The following is a 23,419-nucleotide window of genomic DNA, read 5'->3' on the forward strand; positions in this document are numbered from 1 at the left end:
TATTTCAAAAGAAACCTTTAGAAAGTTCGAATAATGTAAGAGAAAGTCCTCATCCTAGATTTAATTTTAAGTAGATGTAAGCAATTAACGAATATCATTTTAAATATCAATAAAGTTTGTAAATAATATGTAAAAAGTATGCAACATTTTAATTAATATCCCAAAATATACTTTTATATCCATTATAATGAATCACAAGCGGTCGGATTAGTCGTGAAAGCTAAGCATCATCAACGCTTCTGACATGTAGCATTCAATTTTCCGCATTACGGAGGTAACGAAGCAATATGGAAGAAAATAAAAGTTTTGATTTTTCAAAGTTATGGGAGATTATCAAGCGCAATTTGAAGTGGCTGATAATTCTGCCGATTGTCTGCCTATTATTGAGTGTGCTGTTTACAGCAGTAGCAGTACATCCCAAATACCAAGCAACTTCACAAGTCCTTATCAACAAGAGTGATAAAGGGGATTTAACTATGGCAGAGAAATTCCAAGCAGATTCTCAAATCGTCGCTACATATACTGACATCGCAAAAAGTCCACGTGTATTAAGCAAAGTGGCGGATGAAGTCGGACATGGAGAAGATGCGAATTCGATTTCAGAGAAAGTAGAAATTAGTAATGAGCCTAACTCGCAAGTATTGAACTTTACTGCTACAGATGAAAACAAAAAACGTGCTGAAAAAATTGCAGATCAGTCTGCTGAAATCTTCAAAAAGCAAATCGGCAGTCTTGCTGAAAAAGGTGACATTGAAGTCTTATCTAAATCAGCGGACAATGTTAAATCTACATCTGCAAGCATGGGTAAAAATGCCACAGTCGGCTTTATTGCAGGATTAATTCTAGCAGTCATCCTTATCTGTATTTTAGAATTCTTAAGAAATTCAAAAAAGCATAAAACACAGCGCAGTGAAACAACACACACACAACATACACATCAACGCAGACGTCCTAAAAGAGAAGATTTAACGCAAGGTGATGTGGATGAGTACGATAGACCTGATGAAGGAAATCATCTGCGCTAGTAAACTTATTGCACTATCAGTAGGTTGGGATTCTAATAGAACACCCGACCTCTTGCTTTTTCAACATCACTATAACTTGTATTTAAAGCACAGAGAGAGAACTTTAAATTGGGGTGAAAGAAAGTGTCCAAAATACCTGTCAGACAGCAGCGTCTGATATTCTTTTTAATTATAGATTCACTGATTGTTGCATTTTCTGTCTTTTTAAGTTATTCGATTCTAGAACCATACTTTCGTGGTTATTCATTAACATTATTAATCTTATCATCATTAGTTTTACTATGCTCGCACCATATTTTTGCGAGTGTTTTCAATTTATATCATCGTGCATGGGAGTACGCCAGTATTAATGAAATGTTTGTCATTGTCAAAGCAGTAACCTGTTCAATGGCCTTGACCGTACTGGTCGTTCCCTTTTTCACGCATGAAGGTCCATTTTTGAGATTGTATTTTATTACATGGATGATGCATATTCTGTTGATCGGAGGTTCAAGACTATCTTGGAGAATATTCAATAGAACAGTTAATCGCCGAGGACGAAAATCAAAAAACACTTTAGTTATCGGAGCAGGTGCAGGTGGTTCAATGCTGGTTCAACAAATGTTGAAACGTCCAGGTATGGGCATGGAACCTGTACTCGCAGTCGATGATGATCCAAATAAACAGAAATTAACGATTACAGAAGGCGTGAAAGTTCAAGGTAAAATTGAAGATGTACCTGATTTAGTACGCAAATATCGTATTAAGAAAATTATCATTGCAATTCCGACACTTTCTCAAAAACGCTTACGTGAAATTAATGAGGTTTGCGAAAATCTCGGTGTTACTGTATTGAAAATGCCGAATATCGAAGAAGTCATGTCGGGCGAACTCGAAGTCAATCAATTGAAGAAAGTCGAAGTTGAAGATTTACTCGGACGTGATCCGGTGGAATTAGACATGCAGTTGATTTCTAAAGAATTGACACATCAAACAATTATGGTAACCGGTGCAGGCGGTTCAATCGGTTCAGAAATCTGTCGCCAAGTTTGCCGCTTCGCACCTGCACGTATTATCTTACTTGGCCACGGTGAAAACAGTATTTATCTCATTCATCAAGAGCTGCAGAAACAATATGGCGACCAAATTGATATTGTGCCAGTGATTGCCGATATTCAAGATAGAGCGCGTATGTTTAAGATTCTAGATCATTATCAACCTTATGTGGTCTATCACGCAGCAGCACATAAACATGTGCCAATGATGGAATACAATCCAAGTGAAGCCATTAAAAATAACGTTATAGGTACTAAAAATACAGCAGAAGCAGCACGTGCGGCCAGAGTCAGCAAATTCGTTATGATTTCAACCGACAAAGCAGTCAACCCGCCGAATGTCATGGGCGCTTCTAAACGTGCGGCCGAAATGATTGTTCAAAGCATGAACGAAGAGAATTGTAAGACCGACTTTGTAGCAGTGCGCTTCGGTAATGTGCTCGGCTCCCGTGGTTCAGTTATTCCATTATTCAAGAAACAAATTGAAGCGGGCGGTCCGATTACAGTGACACATCCTGACATCACACGCTACTTCATGACGATTCCAGAGGCGGCACGACTTGTATTGCAAGCCGGCGCAATTGCAGAAGGCGGAGAAGTCTTCGTACTCGATATGGGTGAACCAGTGAAAATTGTAGATTTAGCCAAAAACTTAATTCGCTTGAGCGGATACAAAGACGGCGACATCGAAATCCAGTTTACCGGTTTACGACCAGGAGAGAAACTTTACGAAGAACTCCTCGACGAAGACGAAATACACCCAGAACAAGTCTATGAAAAAATCTATCGCGGTAAAGTAGAAACAATGAAAAACGATGACGTACTACGTATCCTCGATGAAATCATTCATAGCAAAGACTACAAACAAAAACTGATCGACCTCGCCAACCATCGCTACGAAGATAAAAACGGCAAAGTCGACGCACAAGATGAGGGCAACGACGATATCCCGCCCTTTCGCGTAATCAACTAATCAGACACACCTGCTTCGGCGGGTGTTTTCTTTTTGGTAAAAGAAAGAATTGGAGAGTGGAATGGCCTTGAAGAGTGTGACCAAATACTCGTTTTGGAATAAATCAGCTACAATTTCGACAATTTCAGAATATTGTATGAGGATTTCACCCAGTTCATTATTGACTATTGAATGTGAAACTCATAATATTAGGTATAATGGAAACGTTTTAGAGTACGGGGCTGTATCAGACTTAAACGCAGGAATATACATAAGATTTACTCTAAATCAGTACCTGCTTTCCCCGGCTCTTTTTTTTACAAAGGAGAATTTAAATGTCTAAGATAAAAAAAGCAGTTATACCAGCAGCAGGATTAGGGACAAGATTCTTGCCTGCCACGAAAGCAATGCCTAAAGAAATGTTGCCGATATTAGATAAACCTACTATTCAATATATTGTGGAAGAAGCGGCACGTGCAGGTATTGAAGATATCATCATCGTAACAGGTAAACATAAGCGCGCTATTGAAGATCATTTCGATAATCAAGTGGAATTAGAAAATAACTTGCGTGAAAAAGGTAAGGATGACTTGTTAGAAAAAGTACAGCATTCTACACAATTAGCTAATATCTTCTATGTGCGTCAACGTGAGCAAAAAGGTCTAGGCCATGCAATTTGGACAGCACGTCAATTTATCGGCAATGAGCCGTTTGCGGTATTATTGGGCGATGATATTGTAGAATCTGATACGCCAGCAATCAAACAATTGATGGATGTGTATGATGAAACGGATAAATCAGTGATTGGTGTGCAGACTGTTCCGGAAAATGAAACACATCGTTATGGTATTGTTAAGCCTGAAGGTCATGAAGGACGTTTATATGAAGTAGAAAAATTTGTGGAAAAACCTGCACCAGGTACAGCGCCGTCAAATTTAGCTATCATGGGGCGCTACGTGTTGAAACCTGAAATCTTTGATTATCTATCAACTCAAGATAAAGGTAGCGGCGGCGAAATTCAATTGACAGATGCGATTGAGCGATTGAATCAAGATGACAAAGTATACGCTTATGATTTCGAAGGTCATCGTTATGATGTCGGCGAAAAAATCGGATTTGTCAAAACAACAATTGCTTACGCGTTAAAAGATGCAGAAATGAAAGATGAAATTGAAAGCTATATTAAAAATTTAGATTTGTAATAGGTTGAAATAGAGAAGAGCGGGACAGAAACGAGATTGGTTTGTATTATTTCGTCGTTCTGCCCCGGCAAAGCTAATTAGAGAAGGGTTGGAACAAAAAATGTTCCAACCCTTCATTTATGGGGGGAATGTGTGCGAATTCCGCGTGAATCTAGACACATCTCGAAAACTAGTGTCTAGAATACGGTGTTATTTAGACACTTCTCGAAAACTAGTGTCTAGAATATGGTGTTATTTAGACACTTCTCAAGAACTAGTGTCTAGAATATGGTGTTATCTAGACACATCTCGAAAACTAGTGTCTAGAATATGGTGTTATTTAGACACTTCTCAAGAACTAGTGTCTAGAATATGGTGTTATTTAGACACATTCGAATCCGATAAACGGGTATATTGGCCATGAATCAGGTTAACGTGTCCAATATGCAACCGCCACCCCTCATAACCCGACGCACTCCGCACACCCACCACTTAAATATTATGAATTTTTCTTGAAGAACGTTATTAATTAACGGTATAGGGTAAATTAATAATGAATAAATTATTAAACAACTTTTTCAAGAAAGAGTGATGTATATGTATAAAAATATCTTAGTACCATTCGATTTCGGCAATGCTTTCAATAATGTTCCAGAACAATTGAAGAAACTTACAAATGGTGCAGAAGATGCGAAAATTACCATTTTTAACGTTATCTCTGAAACAGATTTAGCAAACTATGTGCGTTACCAAAATAAGCATTTTGAAGAAGTAACTAAAGAAAAAGAAGAAGATATGCAACCTTTTGTGAAAAAGCTTGAAGAATTGAATTTACCTTATGAAATTGTATTTACAGTGGGCTCCCCAACAACAGAAATTTTAACCGATTTAGAATCTAATAAATATGATATTGTGGTTATGAGTAATAAACGTTCTCGTGTAGAATTGAAACACGTATTAGGTCATGTCACTCATAAAGTGGCTAAACGTTCTAATACACCTGTATTGATTGTAAAGTAATAATGGACGAAAAAACCGCTTCGGCGGTTTTTTTCATGTCTGCTTTTAGGTTTGAAAAAGGGGTAAATAAACCGAAAAGGAGTGAAGAATTTATGGAAATATTAAAGTATCAGGATTGGAAAGATGAACAACTGACACTGCACTTGATTACTCAGATTCTAGGCAAGTATAAAATTGCTTGTGCATATCAACGCCCCCAATGGGAACATGTGACTTTAGATATTACAACAGAAGGCTTAACAACCGGCATACTTTATGTAGATGATAAACACTTCTCGATTGATATCAATTTATTAGATGACTTGATTGAAGTTCGTGTGAATCACGAAAAAACTTCTTTTACTTTAGAAGATGGTAAAACAGTTCAAGATTATTTCAAACAAATAAAAGGTACCTTAGATGATTATGATATCAAAGTACAATTGAATCCAGCGCCGCAAGAGATGGAAAATAAAATTCCTTTAGATGAAGATACTACTCACCATCACTATAATCATGATGTCGCAGTTAAGGCATTAGAATTAATGCAATATGCAGAACGCTCTTTAAAACGCTTTATTCATCCTTTGCGCGCTAGAACTGCGGGCCCTGCATTTTTCTGGGGAACTTTCGACATTTCAGCAATTATAGTTAATAATAAATTTCATGAGGAATTTAAACCAGCACAAGTCATTGAATATGGAGCATTTGATGAGGAAATGATTGAATTCGGTTTCTGGTTCGGCGGCGGCGATTTTGCAGGTCCGACATACTTCGTCTTACCTTATCCATTCGTAAATAAAGACTTTACATTTAACGAATCACTACCTGAAGGCGCGCGTTTTGACCAAACTTTGACAGAGTTTGTCTATGAATTGCAACGTGGCGATTTACGAGAATTAGATACGATTAAAGCAGTCTTTGAAAGTGGCTATGCAATCTTTGGCGAACACCTTAATTGGCCAAACCTAGATCATAGTGAAGTGCCTATGCATATGCCGCCTAATTTGCATACGAATAAAGATGCATAGCATACAATGATTAAATCATATATAATGAATTTAATCGTGTGTTTTGACACCTGAAAAGAATAAACAGAAAGGGCGACAGCAATGATAGAAATGGATGGCATTGTTGCCAAAATGAAAAACCAAAAGATTAATTATGATCGTGTATTAAAGAAAATGATTCAACAATGGGAACGTACTGATGAACGTCCAAAAATAATGCTGCACAGTTGTTGCGCACCATGCAGTACTTATGTGTTAGAATTCTTATCGCAATATGCAGATTTAGCAATTTATTTTGCTAATCCTAATATTCATCCTAAAAAGGAATATGAACGCAGAGCCTGGGTGCAAAAGGATTTTATAGAAAAATTCAATCAAGAAAATGGGACGAATGTACGTTACATCGAAGCACCTTATAAACCGCATGAATTCATGAAGATGGCAAAAGAACGCGGTTTGATGGATGAACCTGAAGGCGGATTAAGATGTCGTGCATGTTTTGAAATGCGTTTAGATATGGTGGCAGAAGCGGCGGTCGAACATGGCTATGATTATTTCGGCAGCGCATTGACACTCTCACCGAAAAAGAATGCACAGTTGATTAATGAACTTGGTGCAGAAGTTCAAAAACTTTATGACGTCAATTACCTTCCAAGTGACTTTAAGAAAAATAAAGGGTATGAACGTTCATTAGAAATGTGCAGAGATTATAATATTTATCGACAATGTTATTGTGGCTGTGTCTTTGCAGCACAAGCACAAGGTATAGATTTCAAAGAAGTGAATAAGTCAGCAAAAGCATTTTTAGATACAGTTGAAACTAAATAAGTTGCTTTGTGAAAACAGTACGTCCTAGTTCGGCGTGCTGTTTTTATAATTGAAAAAGGAACCAAGAGGGAGTGCTAATTAAATTAGAAACTACATTCATGCACTAAAAAAGAGAAGGCTTGGGGAAACCTTCTCTCGCAGTTCAACAATATCAATTTTTATCAGGAGTTATGTCGGAACCTAAAGGGGAGGTGTCCGGCACTTTGTTGTTCTAGTATATTTAATAGGAGTGCATTTAATAGGATTGTTGTTAATGCTTGATTACTTACTTTGCCTACAATTATAAGGGGTAATCAATTCTTAATTCAGTGAATCCGATGTCGAATCCTCTAACATTCGAACTGTCTTCATGTGAATTAAGCATTAAAGTTCAAGATACAAATGTTTCAAAAATCAGTAGATTGTCACAAATTGTATTCAAGACTTGTTCTATCATGCAGACCCAAACAGGGATTTATTGGGAGTTGGTTGAAAACGGTTGGGGAGCCGGTTTCAATAACGAATGAGTCTGTTGTTTATTGAATGCTGTGAGCTTGGGGAAACTCACTGATGATTCATTGCTTGAATATAAAATTGTGCATGCACACTATATCTACGGGGGAGCTGACACAGTGTATTATCTTCTGAAAATCGAAAGTCACCTCCTGAAATATACTTGATGCTGTCTTATTACTACGTGGGGTAACGTAGTTTCAATAAGGGTCAGCGATACAGAGACTCCTACCACAGCATCTCTGTATCTGAATCTACTCTAAGTTGCAGAATCTAAGGTGATCTCGTTCACTGCTAAGCGTCTAGGTTAGAAAACTCATCGAATTGCCCAACCTTCGCTAAATGAAATAATTGAATAGATAGCGTTGCCAAAAGCGCATATCCATCAACTGTTCATTTCTCTACGTTCTCTTGAACAGCGAATCCGCTTACAACAACTTTGTTATCTATTTCACATATAACTCTAACAAAGAATGTGAGGAAAATCACTAAATATGGTATAAAATTATTTGCACATGTGACATCATTGTGAACCTGTTTAAATTTCTGTAATATTTAAAAATTACTGTTCTACCACAGCAATTTTTTTGACAGTGAAAAAATTGCAAAACATACAATGTGTTTGTAGCAAGAAAGCAAGGGTATTTCAGAAAGTGAAGCGAAAATTTTTTTGAAAAGAGAGGGAGCTAGCATGACTGTTAAAATTGAACGTATTTATGAAGATAAAGCACAAAATGATGGTGTGCGTGTACTTGTCGATCGCGTTTGGCCACGCGGCATATCTAAAGAAAATGCGAACTTAGATGAATGGATGAAGAATATCGGACCTAGCACAGAATTGCGTAAATGGTTTGGTCATGATCCTGATAAATTTGATGAATTTAAAAAGAAATACATTGATGAGTTGAAAAATAATAAAGAGCAACATGAAGAATTAAAAGTATTAGAAGGTATCATTAACGATGCGCGTAAAGATGTAGTGTTGTTATATTCGGCTAAAGATGAAGAACATAATCAAGCGGTAGTATTGCAAGAGTATTTAAAAGAACAAGGCTATAAATAATTAAAGAAGCGGTGCAAAAAAAGTTATTTCGTAGTCCCGCCTTGACAAAGTCTGCCAGTAGAATCTATAGAAGTTGAGACATAATTTTGTCTTAGCTTCTTATTTTTTGCAAATAAAACAAACTCTGTTCTAATACACTAGCTATCGTATAGTACAAATATATAATACAGTTTCACAACCTTGACACACCTTGTTTAATTCTTTCGGAAATTAAGTGATTTTTTTCACAAAAGCCCGTATACTCATTTGTGAAAACGGTAACAAGATTTAACACATCACATTAAATCCAATGGAGGGATTATTATGGTTGAAACAATGAAAGAGACAACGACGCCATGGGCAAGCTTTAAACGAGGTAAATGGGCTTCAGAAGTAGATGTGAGAAACTTTATTCAATTGAACTATACGTTGTATGACGGAGATTCATCATTCCTAGAATCACCTACACGGGCTACGAGTGATTTGTGGGATCAAGTAATGAATTTAACACGTGAAGAGCGTGAGCGAGGCGGCATGTGGGATATGGACACTAAAGTTGCTTCGACAATTTTATCGCATGATGCAGGTTATTTGAATGAAGAGTTAGAACAAATTGTGGGTGTTCAAACTGATAAACCATTCAAACGTTCTATGCAGCCATTCGGTGGTATTCGTATGGCGAAAGCAGCTTGTGAAGCTTATGGCTATCATTTAGATGAAGAAACAGAACGTATTTTTACAGATTTACGTAAAACACATAACCAAGGTGTCTTCGATGCCTATTCAAAAGAAATGCTGGCTTGTCGTAAAGCGGGTATTATTACTGGGCTGCCTGATGCTTATGGCCGTGGTCGTATTATCGGAGATTATCGTCGTGTGGCTTTGTATGGTATTGACTTTTTAATGGAAGAAAAGTTGAAAGACTTCAATAATATGTCGACTGAAATGGATGAAAGCACGATTCGTTTACGTGAAGAGTTATCTGAACAATACCGTGCTTTGAAAGAATTGAAAGTATTGGGCGAACGTTATGGATTCGATCTCAGCCGACCTGCAGAGAACTTTAAAGAAGCGGTACAATGGCTATACTTAGCTTATCTTGCTGCGATTAAGGAACAAAATGGTGCAGCAATGAGTTTAGGACGTACGTCTACTTTCTTAGATATTTATGCAGAACGTGATTTACAAGCGGGCGTCTTGACTGAACGCGAAGTACAAGAGATTGTCGACCACTTTATTATGAAACTACGCTTGGTTAAATTTGCGCGTACTCCTGATTATAATGAATTGTTCTCAGGTGATCCGACATGGGTAACTGAATCTATCGGCGGTGTAGGATTAGATGGTCGTGCAATGGTAACTAAGAACTCTTTCCGTTTCTTGCACACTTTAGATAACTTAGGACCTGCTCCAGAACCGAACTTAACTGTATTATGGTCCCAACGTTTACCTGAAAACTTTAAAGCATATTGTGCAGAAATGAGTATTAAATCAAGCTCTATCCAATATGAAAATGATGACTTGATGCGTGAGAGTTACGGCGACGATTACGGAATTGCCTGCTGCGTATCTGCAATGCGCATCGGCAAACAAATGCAGTTCTTTGGTGCACGTGCTAACTTAGCGAAAACATTGCTATATGCGATTAATGGTGGAAAAGATGAAAAATCTGGCATGCAAGTCGGCCCAGAATTTGTGCCGATTGATTCTGAAATACTCGATTATGATGAAGTATATGCGAAATTCGATCAAATGATGGAATGGTTGGCTGGAGTATATATCAACTCATTAAATATCATTCACTATATGCATGATAAATATAGTTATGAACGCATTGAAATGGCTTTGCATGATACAGATGTTCACCGCACGATGGCAACTGGTATTGCAGGACTATCTGTAGCAGCGGACTCATTATCTGCTATTAAATACGGACAAGTCAAAACTATCCGTAACGAAGAAGGCTTAGTTGTAGACTTTGAAACAACTGGCGATTTCCCTAAATACGGTAATAATGATGCACACGTGGATGATATCGCGATTGAATTAGTGAAATCATTTATGAAAAAATTACGCAAACATAAAACATACCGTGATTCAGAACATACTATGAGTGTGTTAACGATTACTTCTAACGTAGTATATGGTAAAAAAACGGGCAACACACCAGATGGACGCAAAGCTGGCGAACCATTTGCACCAGGTGCGAATCCTATGCACGGCCGTGATGAACATGGCGCATTAGCATCGTTATCATCAGTTGCCAAGATTCCATATGAATACTGTAAAGATGGTATATCTAATACATTTAGTATTGTGCCGAAATCACTTGGCAAAACAGACGTTGAACAAAATCACAACTTAGTTTCAGTATTAGATGGTTATGCAATGCAGCATGGTCACCATTTGAATATCAACGTCTTCAATCGTGAAACATTAATCGATGCAATGGAGCATCCGGAAGAATATCCGCAACTCACAATTCGCGTATCTGGCTATGCAGTTAACTTTATTAAGTTGACACGCGAGCAACAACTCGATGTTATATCAAGAACATTCCATGAAAGAATGTAGTGGAGTAGTGTGAAGCGGGTGTGTGTGAGTGTGTGGCTGGTTGGCGGAGCATGAGCGTAATCTAGACACAAGATTCCGAGAAGTGTCTAGAAAAGGGTGTAATCTAGACACAAGTTTTTGAGAAGTGTCTAGAAAAGCATGTAATCTAGACACAAGATTCCGAGAAGTGTCTAGAAAAGGGCGTAATCTAGACACAAGATTCCGAGAAGTGTCTAGAAAAGGGTGTAATCTAGACACAAGTTTTTGAGAAGTGTCTAGAAAAGCATGTAATCTAGACACAAGTTTTCGAGAAGTGTCTAGAAAAGCATGTAATCTAGACACAAGTTTTCGAGAAGTGTCTAGAAAAGCATGTAATCTAGACACAAGTTTTCGAGAAGTGTCTAGAAAAGCATGTAATCTAGACACAAGTTTCAGAGAAGTGTCTAGAAAAGCATGTAATCTAGACACAAGATTCCAAGAAGTGTCTAGAAAAGGGTGTAATCTAGACACAAGTTTTCGAGAAGTGTCTAGAAAAGCATGTAATCTAGACACTTCCCCGCTTAAAGTGTCTAGATCCATCTTGCACCTCTACGCAAACTCGCACATCATGCACGTTCGCCTGTCACCCTGCCGATTGCCCAAAGAACACACACTCGCCACACCCAGCACACTGCCAAAATCTAAGGAGGTCTATACAATGGAAGGACGAATTCACTCTGTAGAAAGCTTGGGCACGGTCGACGGACCAGGCTTGCGCTATATCATATTTACACAAGGCTGCTTATTGCGTTGCCTTTATTGCCATAATCCTGACACCTGGAATTTGACCGATGCGCCACGCAAAGTGAGTGCAGAGGAACTCGTCGCAGAAATACTTCCATATCGCCCTTATTTCAGCACTTCAGACGGCGGCGTCACAGTGAGCGGAGGAGAACCGCTTCTGCAAATGCCTTTCTTAGAACTCCTTTTCCAGCAGTTGAAAGCAGAAGGTATTCACACTTGCATCGATACTTCAGCCGGTTGCGTCAACGAAACACCGACCTTTCTCGCGCACTTAGACAACTTGCTCAACTACACAGATCTGATCTTGCTCGATCTTAAACACATCGACAACGACAAACATCTGGTACTGACTGGCAAACCGAACCAGCACATCTTGAAATTTGCACAACATTTGTCCGAACGCAAACAACCCGTGTGGATCCGTCACGTTCTCGTTCCAGGATATACTGATGACGAGGATGACCTCATCCATCTCGGCAAATTTATCGCTACACTAGACAACGTTGAACGTTTCGAAATCTTGCCATATCATCAACTCGGCGTGCACAAATACGAAGCACTCGGACAAACATATCCCTTGGAAGGCGTACAAGAGCCGAGTGAAGCAGACGTCGCACGTGCTTACGAACTCGTCAACTTCCAAGGCGCAACACCACTTTCCATTCACTAACATCATCCATCCCGAAGCAGGCACTTGAACCCACTCAAGTGTCTGTATTTGTTATGCTAGAACAAAGACGAGAGAGGTTGGTGGAACCATGGAAGAATCAGTATTCCAACACATTGCACATCGCTACGATAATGACCCTCAAATTCACCTGACGGGAAAAATTGCGGGAGAGATGGAAGCACGCATGAGTATCCCGCACCGATTGCTAGACTACGGCTGCGGAACAGGATTAGTAGGTTTGCGCTTTGCGGACGAAGCGGACCACATCATCTTTGCGGATGCAGAAAATGAAATGCTGAAAATAGTACAACAGAAAATTAAGGACTTAGATTTAAAGCATGCAGAAACACTGCATCTTAATGTAGTAGAAGATACATTGCCTACTATACAAGTCGACACCATTATCATGTCCTTGGTAATGCTGCATGTTCCAGATACACAAACGTTGTTAAAACAATTGTTCAAATTGTTAGAGCCAGGCGGTCAAATTCTAATAGCAGATTTTAATCACAACGAGAACGTCAGCCATCCGCTTATTCACTCAGGATTTACCCAAGAGGAAGTCAAAGCACAACTGGAGGAAGCAGGATTCACGGACCCGGCCATCCATACTTTTTATCAAGGAGAAAAAATCTTTATGAATCAAGATGCTTCATTATTTTTAGCGAAAGCAAACAAATCATAACCAACAATATTTGACATTTATGTGAAATCTTCATTAAACTACTTGTGTTGTTAAAATGGATTTAAAATTATATTTGATTCATAGATGCATTTGAGCAATTGAAAATTTAAGGAGGGTTTTAAATGTTCGATAAAATTTTAACATCCCTGAAAGTTGGGGAGCTTACAGTGGATACACGTTTAGAAAAAGCTGAATTCAAAGCTGATGAAACAATTTCCGGGAAAGTTGTTTTAAAAGGCGGAGACAAAGATCAGCAAGTATCAAGAATCAGATTGACATTGCTTGAACCAAAAGAAGGTTCTGATGAAAATAAAGATTTTGGTGAATCTGACAAAGTCTTGCAAATGTATGAAATTAAAAGCGAACAAGTCGTTGAAAAAGCGCAATCTGTTGAGAAACCATTCGAATTCCAACTCGCTAATTTCACATTAGACAAAGAAACAAATGCCTTAGTATTACGTACACATATTACGATTGAAGACGGTGCAGACTCTGAAGACGAAGCCGAAATCCGCATTCAATAATTTTCGATAAAGCAATACCGCATGAATCTATCGCGTCGCGCAAACGCAAGTTGAGGGAGGGCGCAACGGTTAGAATTATGCGGTATTTTTTAATCTTAAATTTCATTTTCAGTGACGCGAATAATCACTTTACCTCGTGCATGTCCTTCTTGAATATACGCCAATGCCTCTTTAGTCTCAGACAAATCGAAGATCTTATCGATGACTGGGCGTATGCGCTCAGCTTCTACCCATTTTCTAATTTTATTCAATGCCTTGCGACTATCACGTGTGAAAATAAAACGATAATAAACTTGACGTTCATCGGCTGCTTTATTGATTTTTCGGGCCGCGAATCTCAACAGATATTTCTTCCATAACGGCAAATCCAGTTCTACAGCCGTACGTGCATCCGGAATGCCATTAATCGACACGACCGTTCCATGCGGCTTGAGAATTTTAAAGGCTTTCATTAAATTATCGCCGCCTAAAGTATCGAACACACCATCATAGTGCTTTAACACCTCCGCAAAATTCTGCTCATGATAATCAACCACCTTATCTGCACCTAAATCTTCTACAAATTCGCGATTACGTGCACTTGTCGTTGTTGCCACATCAGCGCCTAGCACTTTAGCTAATTGAATCGCGAATGAGCCGACACCGCCAGAACCTGCTTGAATCAAGACCTTCTGACCCGCACTCAAATGCATATAATCATGCAGCGCTTGATAAGCAGTCAAACCCGCCATCGGTAACGCAGCCGCTTCCTCATAACTCAAATTCGCCGGCATCGTCGCCAATTGATTTTCCGTGACTGCAATATACTCCGCAAATGCGCCGATGCTCATCCCGTAAACCGCTTCACCGACATGAAACTTCGTCACACATTTGCCCGTCTGGACCACTTCACCCGCGAAATCATGTCCCATCACATAAGGCGTCTTTTCATTAAAGAACAAACGCATGATACCCCCTTGCGCCGCCTTGAAATCAATCGGATTCACACTCGCCGCATGAATCTTGACCAGCACCTCATTCTCCTGCACCTCAGGCACAGCTACCTCATCTAATTGAGGACGAATACTTTTACTATACTTGTGGATACGCACCGCTTCCATCACAACACTTCCTCACATCATTTCTCTAATTATACACCTCCATTCCCATAACACATGCAGCTTAACCCTGACACTGTTCTTTTTAGAAGGGTTAAAGGTTGCGGTAAACTGGTATAGACGTGGTAAAATAGGAGTGAATTACAGTCACATTGGACAGTCTATAGAGAATACATTGAGGAGTGATTGGTTTATGAGAATGGTGGATTTGATTGATAAGAAGCGCGATGGCGAATCGTTGTCAGCGGAGGAAATCAAATGGATGATTGCGGAGTATACTGATGGCAATATTCCGGATTATCAGATGTCGAGTATGGCCATGGCAATTTATTTCCAAGACATGAATAATGATGAGCGTGCTGAGTTGACGATGGCAATGGTGCATTCTGGCGATGAAATTGATTTGTCGGCGATTGAGGGTACGAAGGTGGATAAGCATTCGACTGGCGGTGTCGGGGATACGACGACGTTAGTGTTGGCGCCTTTAGTAGCTGCAGTCGGTGTGCCGGTTGCGAAGATGAGCGGCCGTGGTTTAGGTCATACGGGCGGTACGATTGATAAGTTGGAATCTGTCGACGGCTTCCATGTGGAAATTGCAGAAGATGATTTCATTCGTTTAGTGAATGAGGATAAATTGGCAGTTATCGGTCAATCGGGTAATTTAACGCCGGCGGACAAGAAATTGTATGCGTTGCGTGATGTAACAGGTACGGTCAATTCTATTCCTTTAATTGCGTCTTCTATTATGAGTAAGAAGATTGCGGCAGGAGCAGATGCGATTGTCTTGGATGTGAAGACAGGCAACGGTGCGTTTATGAAGACGTTGGCAGATGCAGAAGCCTTAGCACATGCCATGGTAAAGATCGGTAATAATGTCGGTCGTCAAACAATGGCAATTATTTCAGATATGAGCCAGCCTTTAGGATATGCTATCGGAAATGCATTAGAGTTGAAGGAAGCGATGGATACGTTACGCGGCGAAGGACCAGATGATTTAACGGAACTTGTCATGACGTTAGGTTCGCAAATGGTAGTACTTGGAGGCAAAGCGGAAACCTTAGAAGAAGCACGCGGTTTATTGCAACAAGCGATTGACAGCGGTGCAGCTTTAGATAAGTTCCGTACATTTTTGAAGAACCAAGGGGGTAATCCTGAAGTAGTGGATCATCCTGAATTGTTGCCGCAAGCACAGTACCAAAGTGAATTGCCGGCTAAAGAAAGCGGCGTAGTGACAGAAATTGTCGCTAATGAAATGGGCATTGCTTCCATGATGCTTGGCGCCGGTCGTCAAACGAAAGAAGACGACATTGATTTAAGTGTCGGTTTAGTCTTGCATAAGAAAGTCGGCGATTCAGTCGAAGCGGGTGAAAGCTTAATGACGATTTACAGCAACACGGAAGATATTGATGATGTCAAAGCGAAGATTTATGACAATATCACCATTTCAAAATCTGGCACAGCGCCAACATTAATTCACACAGTCATTACAGAATAATTATTTTTCAAAATCAGAAAGAGATAGGAGAGAGTGATTATGACAACTCCCTTTAAACGTGTACATTTAATCGTAATGGATTCAGTAGGTATCGGAGAGGGACCCGATGCGGCAGCGTTCAATGATGAAGGCAGCCACACTTTGAAACACACTTTAGAAGGATTCGAGCAAGATTTGCCGAATTTAGAACGCTTAGGACTCGGCAACATTGCGCCATTACCTGTGGTAGACAAGGTTGAGCATCCAGAAGCTTTCTATACTAAATTGAGTGAAGCTTCTGTCGGTAAAGATACGATGACAGGCCACTGGGAAATTATGGGCTTGAATATTATGCAACCGTTCAAAGTGTATCCTGATGGATTCCCTGACGAATTAGTAAAAGAAATTGAAGACATGACAGGCCGTAAAGTTGTGGCGAACCGTCCTGCTTCTGGTACTCAAATCATTGACGAGTGGGGCGAACATCAAATGAAGACGGGCGACTTGATTGTCTATACTTCAGCAGATCCGGTCTTACAAATTGCGGCACACGAAGATGTGATTCCATTGGAAGAATTGTATGACATCTGTGAGAAAGTGCGTGAGTTGACGAAAGATCCGAAATACTTAATCGGTCGTATTATTGCACGCCCTTATGTCGGCGAACCAGGTAATTTCACACGTACTTCTAATCGACACGATTATGCGTTGAAACCTTTCGGCCGCACAGTAATGAACGAATTGAAAGACCATGATTACGATGTCATCGCGATTGGTAAAATCAATGATATTTATGATGGTGAAGGTGTGACTGAAGCGATTCGTACGAAGAATAATATGGACGGCATGGATCAATTGATTAAAGTTGTGAAAAAAGACTTCACGGGTATCAGCTTCTTAAACTTAGTCGATTTCGATGCCTTGTATGGCCACCGTCGTGATAAAGAAGGTTATGCTCAAGCTATCAAAGATTTCGATGAACGTTTGCCGGAACTGATTGATAACTTGCAAGAAGACGATTTAGTGATTATTACAGCCGATCACGGTAACGACCCGATTGCACCAGGCACTGACCATACACGAGAGTATATTCCAGTCTTGCTGTATAGTCCTAAATTGAAAACAGAAGCACATGAATTGAGCGGTGATACAACCTTCAGTTCAATCGGCGCGACGATTGCAGACAACTTTGATGTGCCACTACCAGAATATGGCCGCAGCTTCTTGTCAGAAATGAATGTTGAAAAATAAAAGCTTGAATATAGAAACACCCGAGCTGAGCAAGCTCGGGTGTTTTCATATTAATCAGCCACTTTTTTGTTGCCTATATTAATTTTTTGATCGCCGTCTTTAATCCAGCCAGCTTTTTTACATACACGATAGAGCAGATAGCTGACTACAGCGGGTAAAATAATTTGGAACACAGCAATGAGTATCCAGGTTTTGGCTGAAGCACCCATCGTATTAATAGTCATAATCTGTCCGATAAATCCACTCGTACCCATACCTGCACCTGCCGCATTATTCGTCATAGGGAACAATGTCGTCATAATCGGTGCGATAATTGCACTTGCAACAGTAGGCGGAATCAGAATGGCCGGATTCAACAAGATATTCGGAACTTGCAGCATACTCGTTCCGATGCCGACAGAAATCAAGCCGCCGACACCATTATCTTTATAACTAGTTACCGCAAAGCCGACCATTTGCGCACAACAGCCGATTGTCGCAGCACCAGCCGCCAACCCAGATAAATCCAGCATTAAAGCGAGGGCTGCACTAGAAATCGGTGCTGTTAAAGCCAAGCCGAAGATGACAGCGACCAGAATGCCCATAATTAAAGGACGTTGATCCGTCGCTAACATAATCATTTTACCTAGCGATACCATAAAGTCATTTAAGAACGGTCCGATAAACTTAGCTACCGCACCGCCGATAATCAATGTCAGTAAAGGTGAAATAATAATATCGACCTTCGTTTTCGCCGCATAGAAACGACTTAACTCCGTCGCCACTAAAGTTGCTACAAATGCACCGACCGCACCGCCGCCGAATTTATCGTAACCTAGCGACCCGACAATAATACACGAGAACACCACTAAAGGCTGCGCGCCTAAACCATACGCAATCGCCCCGCCAATCGCAGCGCCCGTCAAGCCCATGGCCACTGTGCCGATTTCAGCTAAGAAATGTAAATTTAAAGCAGGAATCAGCGTCTGTTTGCCGATTGTCTGCATAATTAAACCAATAATTAAAGAGCCGAAGAGCCCTAAAGTCATATAACTTAAACCTTGAATAAACCAACGATGTAATAATTTTTTCATAATGAAATATATAAGACCTCCAGTTATTTGCCATAAGTATAGCATAGAACTTCTAACCTATTGCTTAAATATTTCGAATAACTTGCTATTTGAAAAGGAAAACCTTAGAGAGAAGGAATTATCTGAGAGAGTGTGCCTCTTCAAAGGTTTCTTTTCCGCCAGGAAGTTAGAGAGAGCGTGAAAGTGGTATATGTATAGAGTGAAGAATATGATGAACGGGGGATACAGACATGGATAAATTATGGCAACAAAATCTACCAATTTCAGGGATTAAGGATATCGTGCCGGTGTCAGGCGGAGATGTGAATGATGCGTATCGTATTGATACAGAGGATGAGCAGTATTTCTTGTTAGTGCAGCCGAATAGTTCGTATGATTTCTATTCTGCTGAAGCGGAAGGTCTGAATGATTTCGAGTATGCGGAGGTGACGGCGCCTCGAGTGGTCGCGAAAGGTGAAATTGCGGGCGATGCTTATATGATTCTGACGTGGTTGGATGAAGGTACAACGGGCAGCCAAGAAGCGTTAGGCAAGTTGGTTGCGAAGTTGCATGATTTCCATAATCCGGATAAGAAATTCGGATTTGATTATCCTGATAATGGTCCGGATGTCGCCTTTGATAATAGCTGGACGGATTCTTGGAAAGAAATCTTCGTGCATCGTCGTTTGGATCACTTGCGTGAAAAAATTGTGGAGAAAGACTTATGGGACGTGGATCAACTCAACAAGTTTGATAATGTTCGAGAAGTGATTGTAGATGCGCTGGATAATCATAAAAGTAAAGCATCGTTGTTGCACGGTGATTTGTGGAGCGGCAATTATATGTTCTTGAAAAATGGCGAACCGGCGTTGTTTGACCCGATGCCATTGTATGGTGACCGTGAATTCGACTTAGGTGCAACACGTGTCTTCGGCGGTTTCTCTGAAGAATTCTATGAAGCGTATAACAAAGCTTATCCGTTACCGGATGGAGCAGAGCGCCGTATTGAATTCTATAAACTCTATTTACTGCTCGTACATTTAGTGAAATTTGGTTCTATGTATGAAGGCAGTGTAGAACAATCGATGGATAAAATTTTAGCTGAGGCAAAACAGCAGTAATTGAATGTGAAAAGAACGTTGAACTTCCGTTTCGGCGGAAGTTTTTTTATATATTAGAATATATCTAAAGTGGAATTTTACTCATTCACGCATTTTTTCATAAAAAAGTGTTAATTTAGAGATAAGTTAAAAAATGGGGTGAGAATATGTCAACTAAGATTAAAGAATTAGAGTTAGAAGCATCACGGTTAACAAGAGAAACGCATAAATTAGGAATTCCGGTGATGATTGTATTCGAGGGAGTGCCTGCAGCGGGTAAAACGCGCTTATCAAATGAACTCTTACTAACATTAGATGCTAAGTATTCTAGCTTTATTGCTACAGCATCGCCGACACCTGAAAATCTGCGTTATCAATTCTTGCAGAAATATTGGAATACGCTGCCAGGAAAAGGGGACATCAATATTTATTTCCGCAGTTGGTATGCGCATTATATTGATTACAAAGTCAATGGTATCAAGCATTTGCAGTATAAGGATTATCATGTATTGCGCGATCAAATTGATGGGTTTGAAGAAATGTTGGAAAATGATCATTACGAAATCATCAAATTCTATATTGAAATTGATGAGAAGAAGCGGCAAGATCATATTCGCCAAACTAAAGAAAATCCGCTCACACGCTGGAAAGCGCAAGAATATGAAAATGTCATCCCGGATGATATTTATTTAGAAGAAATGCACAAAATCTTGAATGATCCAAAGCAGAAAGATTGGAAAGTGATTGATTATACGGAGCGCGAACAAGCTACTGTCAATATGTACGAACATATTATCAAGCGCTTGAAGAAAGCAATCAAAGCTTATCGTGAACGTGTAGTGGAAAGAGATGGCTTATTTACTAAAGACTATAAGACAGATTTGTTTGAGAATCGCTTAACGAAAGTGAAGAAAGATGAATATAATGCACAAATTGAAAAATTGCAGCAACGTATGTTAGAAATCCAATTTGCCTTATATGAACGCAAGATTCCGCTCATCTTGGTCTTTGAAGGAATGGACGCTGCAGGTAAAGGCGGCAATATCAAACGTATTCGTGAGAAATTGGATCCTACCGGTTATGAAGTCAACGCGATCAGTGCTCCGACAGATGTAGAATTAGCGCATCAATATTTGTGGCGCTTTGCGAGAGATATGCCGCGTACCGGCCATATTGAAATGTTCGACCGCAGCTGGTATGGCCGTGTTCTTGTGGAACGTGTGGAAGGGTTTGCGACGGTTGATGAATGGCAGCGTGCCTATCATGAAATTAATGATTTTGAAAAAATGTGGACTGATGAAGGTGCTATCATTTTGAAATTCTTCTTGAGTTTGGATAAAGATATCCAACTTGAACGTTTTAAAGCCAGAGAAGTCAATCCAGATAAGCAATGGAAGATTACTGACGAAGATTGGCGCAATCGCGATAAATGGGACTTATACCTTGAAGCGAGTGCAGATATGATTCAAAAAACAGACTCATCACACGCACCTTGGTATATCGTACCGGCTGACCATAAGAAATCAGCACGTATTGCAGTCTTGAAACGTATTATTAAAACTTGTGAAACAGCGCTGTGGGGCGTGAATCACGATTAACTAGAGCTTGAAAGCGTTTGTGTTCACCGTGGGGGAGAGCACAAACGTTGTATTACATAATGAATATATATAAGGGAGGGAAAATGATGGTTAGAAATTATTCTCGAAACTATTATTTTCATCATGTTGAACATCGTAAAGTTCAGCAAAGTTCGAAGCGGACACTATGGGCCTCATTAATCATTACTTTGATTTTCACCATCGTAGAATTTGTCGGAGGTTTAGTTTCGAATTCATTAGCATTACTATCAGACTCATTCCATATGTTGAGCGACGTTTTAGCGCTAAGTTTATCCATGATTGCTATTTATTTTGCGAGTAAAGCACCGACAGACCGTTTTACATATGGATACTTGCGGTTAGAAGTTATTGCAGCATTTTTAAACGGCTTAGCACTCGTAGTCATTTCATTGTGGATATTGTACGAAGCGGTGATGCGCATCATTTATCCTAAACCAATTGAAGACGGAATTATGCTGGTAGTGGCAATCATTGGTTTGATTGTCAATATTATACTGACATGGCTGTTGTACAATTCTTTGAAATCCGAGGACAATATTAACATCCAAAGTGCTTTATGGCATTTCTTCGGTGATTTATTGAATTCAGTCGGCGTCATTGTCGCAGTCGTCTTAATTAAATTGACTGGCATTCAAATCATCGACCCGATTTTGAGTATTGTGATTTCAGCTATTTTATTGAACGGCGGCTATAAAATCTTGAAGAATGCTTGGCTGATATTGATGGCCTCTGTTCCAGAAGGACTCGATGTCGATCAAATCATTGGTGATATGAAAAAAGCAGAGCGTGTCATAGATGTGCATGAGTTCCACCTGTGGAGCGTAACGTCTGACCAATACTCCCTTTCTGCCCATGTTGTTTTAGATAGCACAAGCAGTCAAGACGCATACCAAATCATCAATCAACTAGAACGATTGTTGAAAACGAAGTACGGCTTACACCACACTACCTTGCAAATCGAACATCTTGATTTGAATCACTTAGATGAAAATTATTTCGAACAATTTGAGCATGAGCAATAAAAAACGTCCAGAGCGCTGGTGTAGTGTATTCCTGAAGTTGAATTTTGAGTTCGACTTTGGAGGTACTACATATTGTCAGCGTTATGGACGTTTTGTTTGTTATAGATTGGTGGGATGAGTGGAGGATAGGGGCAAAGTGTATAGGCAGCGGCGGCGAGCCTCAACACTTTGACCCTCACCAGCCTCCACCCTCAGCACAGCCCGCCATTCACCAGCGCTTCTCCACGGCTAACCCCCACAAACATTCATCATAAAAAAAGGACTAGGATTTTAACTTATCCTAGTCCTTATTTACTGGAGCGGTACAACGAAATAATTTCATTTCCGCGCCCACTTATTAAAATTCTTTTGCAAAAGATTCCGCTTGTTGAATCGCATTCAATTTAATCTCTTCAGCTTTTTCAGGAACTTTATTATGTCCTTCAACAGCAATTAAACGATACTTCGGAACACCCATAAAAGTGAAAATCGTACGAATATAACGATCGCCCATTTCCATTTCCGCAGCAGGTCCTTCATTATAGAAGCCGCCGCGAGATTGAATGTGCAATGCAGTTTTATCAGTCAATAAACCTTGAGGTCCCTCAGAAGTATATTTAAACGATTTGCCAGCGATTGAAACCGCATCAAAATAACGTTTTACAGCAGGAGGGAACGATAAATTCCACATTGGAGTCACGATCACATACTTATCCGCAGCCACAAACTGATCAACCAATTCAGCTAAACGGCTGACCTTATGTTGCTCAACCTCAGACAAAGCTTCCCCAGACTGCAATTTGCCCCATCCAGAGAACACATCCGCGTCAATTTCCGGAACCTCATCTTTAAATAAATCAATATGTACCACTTCATCATCAGGATGCGCTTCTTCATAACTTTCGATAAACGCCTTGCCCACCGCCATCGAATTAGAAACCATTTCATTGAGCGGGTGCGCAGTAATATAAAGTACTTGAGACATGTTAAAAATCCTTCTTTCTCTTTCTGTTTTTAAGATATATTAATTATACTCGATACATAAAG

At 39.8% G+C, this 23,419-nt stretch carries 19 protein-coding genes; 16 read left to right on the top strand and 3 right to left on the bottom strand.

All coding sequences use genetic code 11. The features are described from left to right. Nucleotides 1-287 precede the first annotated feature (287 nt). The 11 genes from CKV71_RS02400 (at nt 288) to CKV71_RS02450 (ending at nt 13,778) form a co-directional block, all read left to right on the top strand. Nucleotides 288-1,025: a YveK family protein gene (locus tag CKV71_RS02400; RefSeq protein WP_095103424.1), complete on the top strand. Its 738-nt coding sequence runs from the start codon at nt 288-290 to the stop codon at nt 1,023-1,025. Between the two features lie 123 nt (nt 1,026-1,148). After that, nucleotides 1,149-3,032: a polysaccharide biosynthesis protein gene (locus CKV71_RS02405; protein WP_095103425.1), complete on the top strand. Its 1,884-nt coding sequence runs from the start codon at nt 1,149-1,151 to the stop codon at nt 3,030-3,032. A 314-nt stretch (nt 3,033-3,346) separates the two neighbouring features. Beyond that, the gene (gene galU / locus CKV71_RS02410; RefSeq protein WP_095103428.1) at nt 3,347-4,213 is read left to right on the top strand and encodes a UTP--glucose-1-phosphate uridylyltransferase GalU; all 867 of its coding nucleotides are present in this window, start codon (nt 3,347-3,349) and stop codon (nt 4,211-4,213) included. 576 nt (nt 4,214-4,789) lie between these two features. After that, complete coding sequence (locus CKV71_RS02415) at nt 4,790-5,212, top strand: universal stress protein (RefSeq protein ID WP_095103431.1); 423 nt, start codon at nt 4,790-4,792, stop codon at nt 5,210-5,212. A gap of 92 nt (nt 5,213-5,304) precedes the next feature. Continuing rightward, the gene (locus CKV71_RS02420; RefSeq protein ID WP_095103435.1) at nt 5,305-6,222 is read left to right on the top strand and encodes a DUF5996 family protein; all 918 of its coding nucleotides are present in this window, start codon (nt 5,305-5,307) and stop codon (nt 6,220-6,222) included. Between the two features lie 81 nt (nt 6,223-6,303). After that, complete coding sequence (locus tag CKV71_RS02425) at nt 6,304-7,029, top strand: epoxyqueuosine reductase QueH (protein ID WP_095103437.1); 726 nt, start codon at nt 6,304-6,306, stop codon at nt 7,027-7,029. 1,183 nt (nt 7,030-8,212) lie between these two features. Then, nucleotides 8,213-8,584 carry a DUF488 domain-containing protein gene (locus CKV71_RS02430; protein WP_095103439.1) on the top strand — a complete coding sequence of 124 codons (372 nt, stop codon included), beginning with the start codon at nt 8,213-8,215 and terminating at the stop codon, nt 8,582-8,584. A 303-nt stretch (nt 8,585-8,887) separates the two neighbouring features. Next, nucleotides 8,888-11,137, top strand: coding sequence for a formate C-acetyltransferase (gene pflB, locus CKV71_RS02435; RefSeq protein WP_095103441.1), 2,250 nt, complete (start codon nt 8,888-8,890; stop codon nt 11,135-11,137). Between the two features lie 676 nt (nt 11,138-11,813). Next, a complete protein-coding gene (gene pflA / locus CKV71_RS02440; protein WP_095103443.1) occupies nt 11,814-12,569 on the top strand; it encodes a pyruvate formate-lyase-activating protein in 756 nt (251 codons plus the stop codon). Nucleotides 12,570-12,657: 88 nt separating this feature from the next. Continuing rightward, nucleotides 12,658-13,254, top strand: coding sequence for a class I SAM-dependent DNA methyltransferase (locus tag CKV71_RS02445; protein WP_095103445.1), 597 nt, complete (start codon nt 12,658-12,660; stop codon nt 13,252-13,254). Nucleotides 13,255-13,376: 122 nt separating this feature from the next. After that, on the top strand, nt 13,377-13,778 hold the full coding sequence (locus CKV71_RS02450; protein ID WP_095103447.1) for a sporulation protein: 402 nt from the start codon (nt 13,377-13,379) through the stop codon (nt 13,776-13,778). A gap of 95 nt (nt 13,779-13,873) precedes the next feature. Here the strand turns inward: CKV71_RS02450 and CKV71_RS02455 are convergent, their stop codons facing one another. Continuing rightward, nucleotides 13,874-14,878: an NADP-dependent oxidoreductase gene (locus CKV71_RS02455; RefSeq protein ID WP_095103449.1), complete on the bottom strand. Its 1,005-nt coding sequence runs from the start codon at nt 14,876-14,878 to the stop codon at nt 13,874-13,876. 190 nt (nt 14,879-15,068) lie between these two features. Between CKV71_RS02455 and CKV71_RS02460 the strand changes: the two genes are divergently transcribed. Then, entirely contained in the window at nt 15,069-16,370 is a 1,302-nt protein-coding gene (locus tag CKV71_RS02460; RefSeq protein ID WP_095103451.1) for a pyrimidine-nucleoside phosphorylase, read from the top strand. A 39-nt stretch (nt 16,371-16,409) separates the two neighbouring features. After that, on the top strand, nt 16,410-17,600 hold the full coding sequence (gene deoB, locus CKV71_RS02465) for a phosphopentomutase (RefSeq protein WP_095103453.1): 1,191 nt from the start codon (nt 16,410-16,412) through the stop codon (nt 17,598-17,600). A gap of 50 nt (nt 17,601-17,650) precedes the next feature. Here deoB and CKV71_RS02470 read toward each other — a convergent pair whose 3' ends face one another. Then, a complete protein-coding gene (locus CKV71_RS02470; protein WP_095103455.1) occupies nt 17,651-18,673 on the bottom strand; it encodes a PTS sugar transporter subunit IIC in 1,023 nt (340 codons plus the stop codon). Nucleotides 18,674-18,903: 230 nt separating this feature from the next. Here CKV71_RS02470 and CKV71_RS02475 point away from each other — a divergent pair, with 230 nt between their 5' ends. The 3 genes from CKV71_RS02475 (at nt 18,904) to CKV71_RS02485 (ending at nt 22,393) form a co-directional block, all read left to right on the top strand. Beyond that, on the top strand, nt 18,904-19,773 hold the full coding sequence (locus tag CKV71_RS02475) for a fructosamine kinase family protein (RefSeq protein WP_095103457.1): 870 nt from the start codon (nt 18,904-18,906) through the stop codon (nt 19,771-19,773). Nucleotides 19,774-19,919: 146 nt separating this feature from the next. Further along, complete coding sequence (locus CKV71_RS02480; RefSeq protein WP_095103459.1) at nt 19,920-21,350, top strand: phosphate--AMP phosphotransferase; 1,431 nt, start codon at nt 19,920-19,922, stop codon at nt 21,348-21,350. 86 nt (nt 21,351-21,436) lie between these two features. Next, the gene (locus CKV71_RS02485; protein ID WP_095103461.1) at nt 21,437-22,393 is read left to right on the top strand and encodes a cation diffusion facilitator family transporter; all 957 of its coding nucleotides are present in this window, start codon (nt 21,437-21,439) and stop codon (nt 22,391-22,393) included. 337 nt (nt 22,394-22,730) lie between these two features. On the opposite strand, the gene CKV71_RS02490 is transcribed toward CKV71_RS02485, so the two are convergent. Then, the gene (locus tag CKV71_RS02490) at nt 22,731-23,357 is read right to left on the bottom strand and encodes an FMN-dependent NADH-azoreductase (protein ID WP_095103463.1); all 627 of its coding nucleotides are present in this window, start codon (nt 23,355-23,357) and stop codon (nt 22,731-22,733) included. Nucleotides 23,358-23,419: the final 62 nt, after the last annotated feature.

Source organism: Staphylococcus piscifermentans, assembly GCF_900186985.1.
Lineage (GTDB): Bacteria > Bacillota > Bacilli > Staphylococcales > Staphylococcaceae > Staphylococcus > Staphylococcus piscifermentans.

Coding starts and splice junctions, on each gene's coding strand:
- CKV71_RS02400 (WP_095103424.1), top strand. CDS start 288: ATGGAAGAAAATAAAAGTTTTGATTTTTCAAAGTTATGGGAGATTATC.
- galU (WP_095103428.1), top strand. CDS start 3,347: ATGTCTAAGATAAAAAAAGCAGTTATACCAGCAGCAGGATTAGGGACA.
- CKV71_RS02415 (WP_095103431.1), top strand. CDS start 4,790: ATGTATAAAAATATCTTAGTACCATTCGATTTCGGCAATGCTTTCAAT.
- CKV71_RS02420 (WP_095103435.1), top strand. CDS start 5,305: ATGGAAATATTAAAGTATCAGGATTGGAAAGATGAACAACTGACACTG.
- CKV71_RS02425 (WP_095103437.1), top strand. CDS start 6,304: ATGATAGAAATGGATGGCATTGTTGCCAAAATGAAAAACCAAAAGATT.
- CKV71_RS02430 (WP_095103439.1), top strand. CDS start 8,213: ATGACTGTTAAAATTGAACGTATTTATGAAGATAAAGCACAAAATGAT.
- pflB (WP_095103441.1), top strand. CDS start 8,888: ATGGTTGAAACAATGAAAGAGACAACGACGCCATGGGCAAGCTTTAAA.
- pflA (WP_095103443.1), top strand. CDS start 11,814: ATGGAAGGACGAATTCACTCTGTAGAAAGCTTGGGCACGGTCGACGGA.
- CKV71_RS02445 (WP_095103445.1), top strand. CDS start 12,658: ATGGAAGAATCAGTATTCCAACACATTGCACATCGCTACGATAATGAC.
- CKV71_RS02450 (WP_095103447.1), top strand. CDS start 13,377: ATGTTCGATAAAATTTTAACATCCCTGAAAGTTGGGGAGCTTACAGTG.
- CKV71_RS02455 (WP_095103449.1), bottom strand. CDS start 14,878: ATGGAAGCGGTGCGTATCCACAAGTATAGTAAAAGTATTCGTCCTCAA.
- CKV71_RS02460 (WP_095103451.1), top strand. CDS start 15,069: ATGAGAATGGTGGATTTGATTGATAAGAAGCGCGATGGCGAATCGTTG.
- deoB (WP_095103453.1), top strand. CDS start 16,410: ATGACAACTCCCTTTAAACGTGTACATTTAATCGTAATGGATTCAGTA.
- CKV71_RS02470 (WP_095103455.1), bottom strand. CDS start 18,673: ATGAAAAAATTATTACATCGTTGGTTTATTCAAGGTTTAAGTTATATG.
- CKV71_RS02475 (WP_095103457.1), top strand. CDS start 18,904: ATGGATAAATTATGGCAACAAAATCTACCAATTTCAGGGATTAAGGAT.
- CKV71_RS02480 (WP_095103459.1), top strand. CDS start 19,920: ATGTCAACTAAGATTAAAGAATTAGAGTTAGAAGCATCACGGTTAACA.
- CKV71_RS02485 (WP_095103461.1), top strand. CDS start 21,437: ATGGTTAGAAATTATTCTCGAAACTATTATTTTCATCATGTTGAACAT.
- CKV71_RS02490 (WP_095103463.1), bottom strand. CDS start 23,357: ATGTCTCAAGTACTTTATATTACTGCGCACCCGCTCAATGAAATGGTT.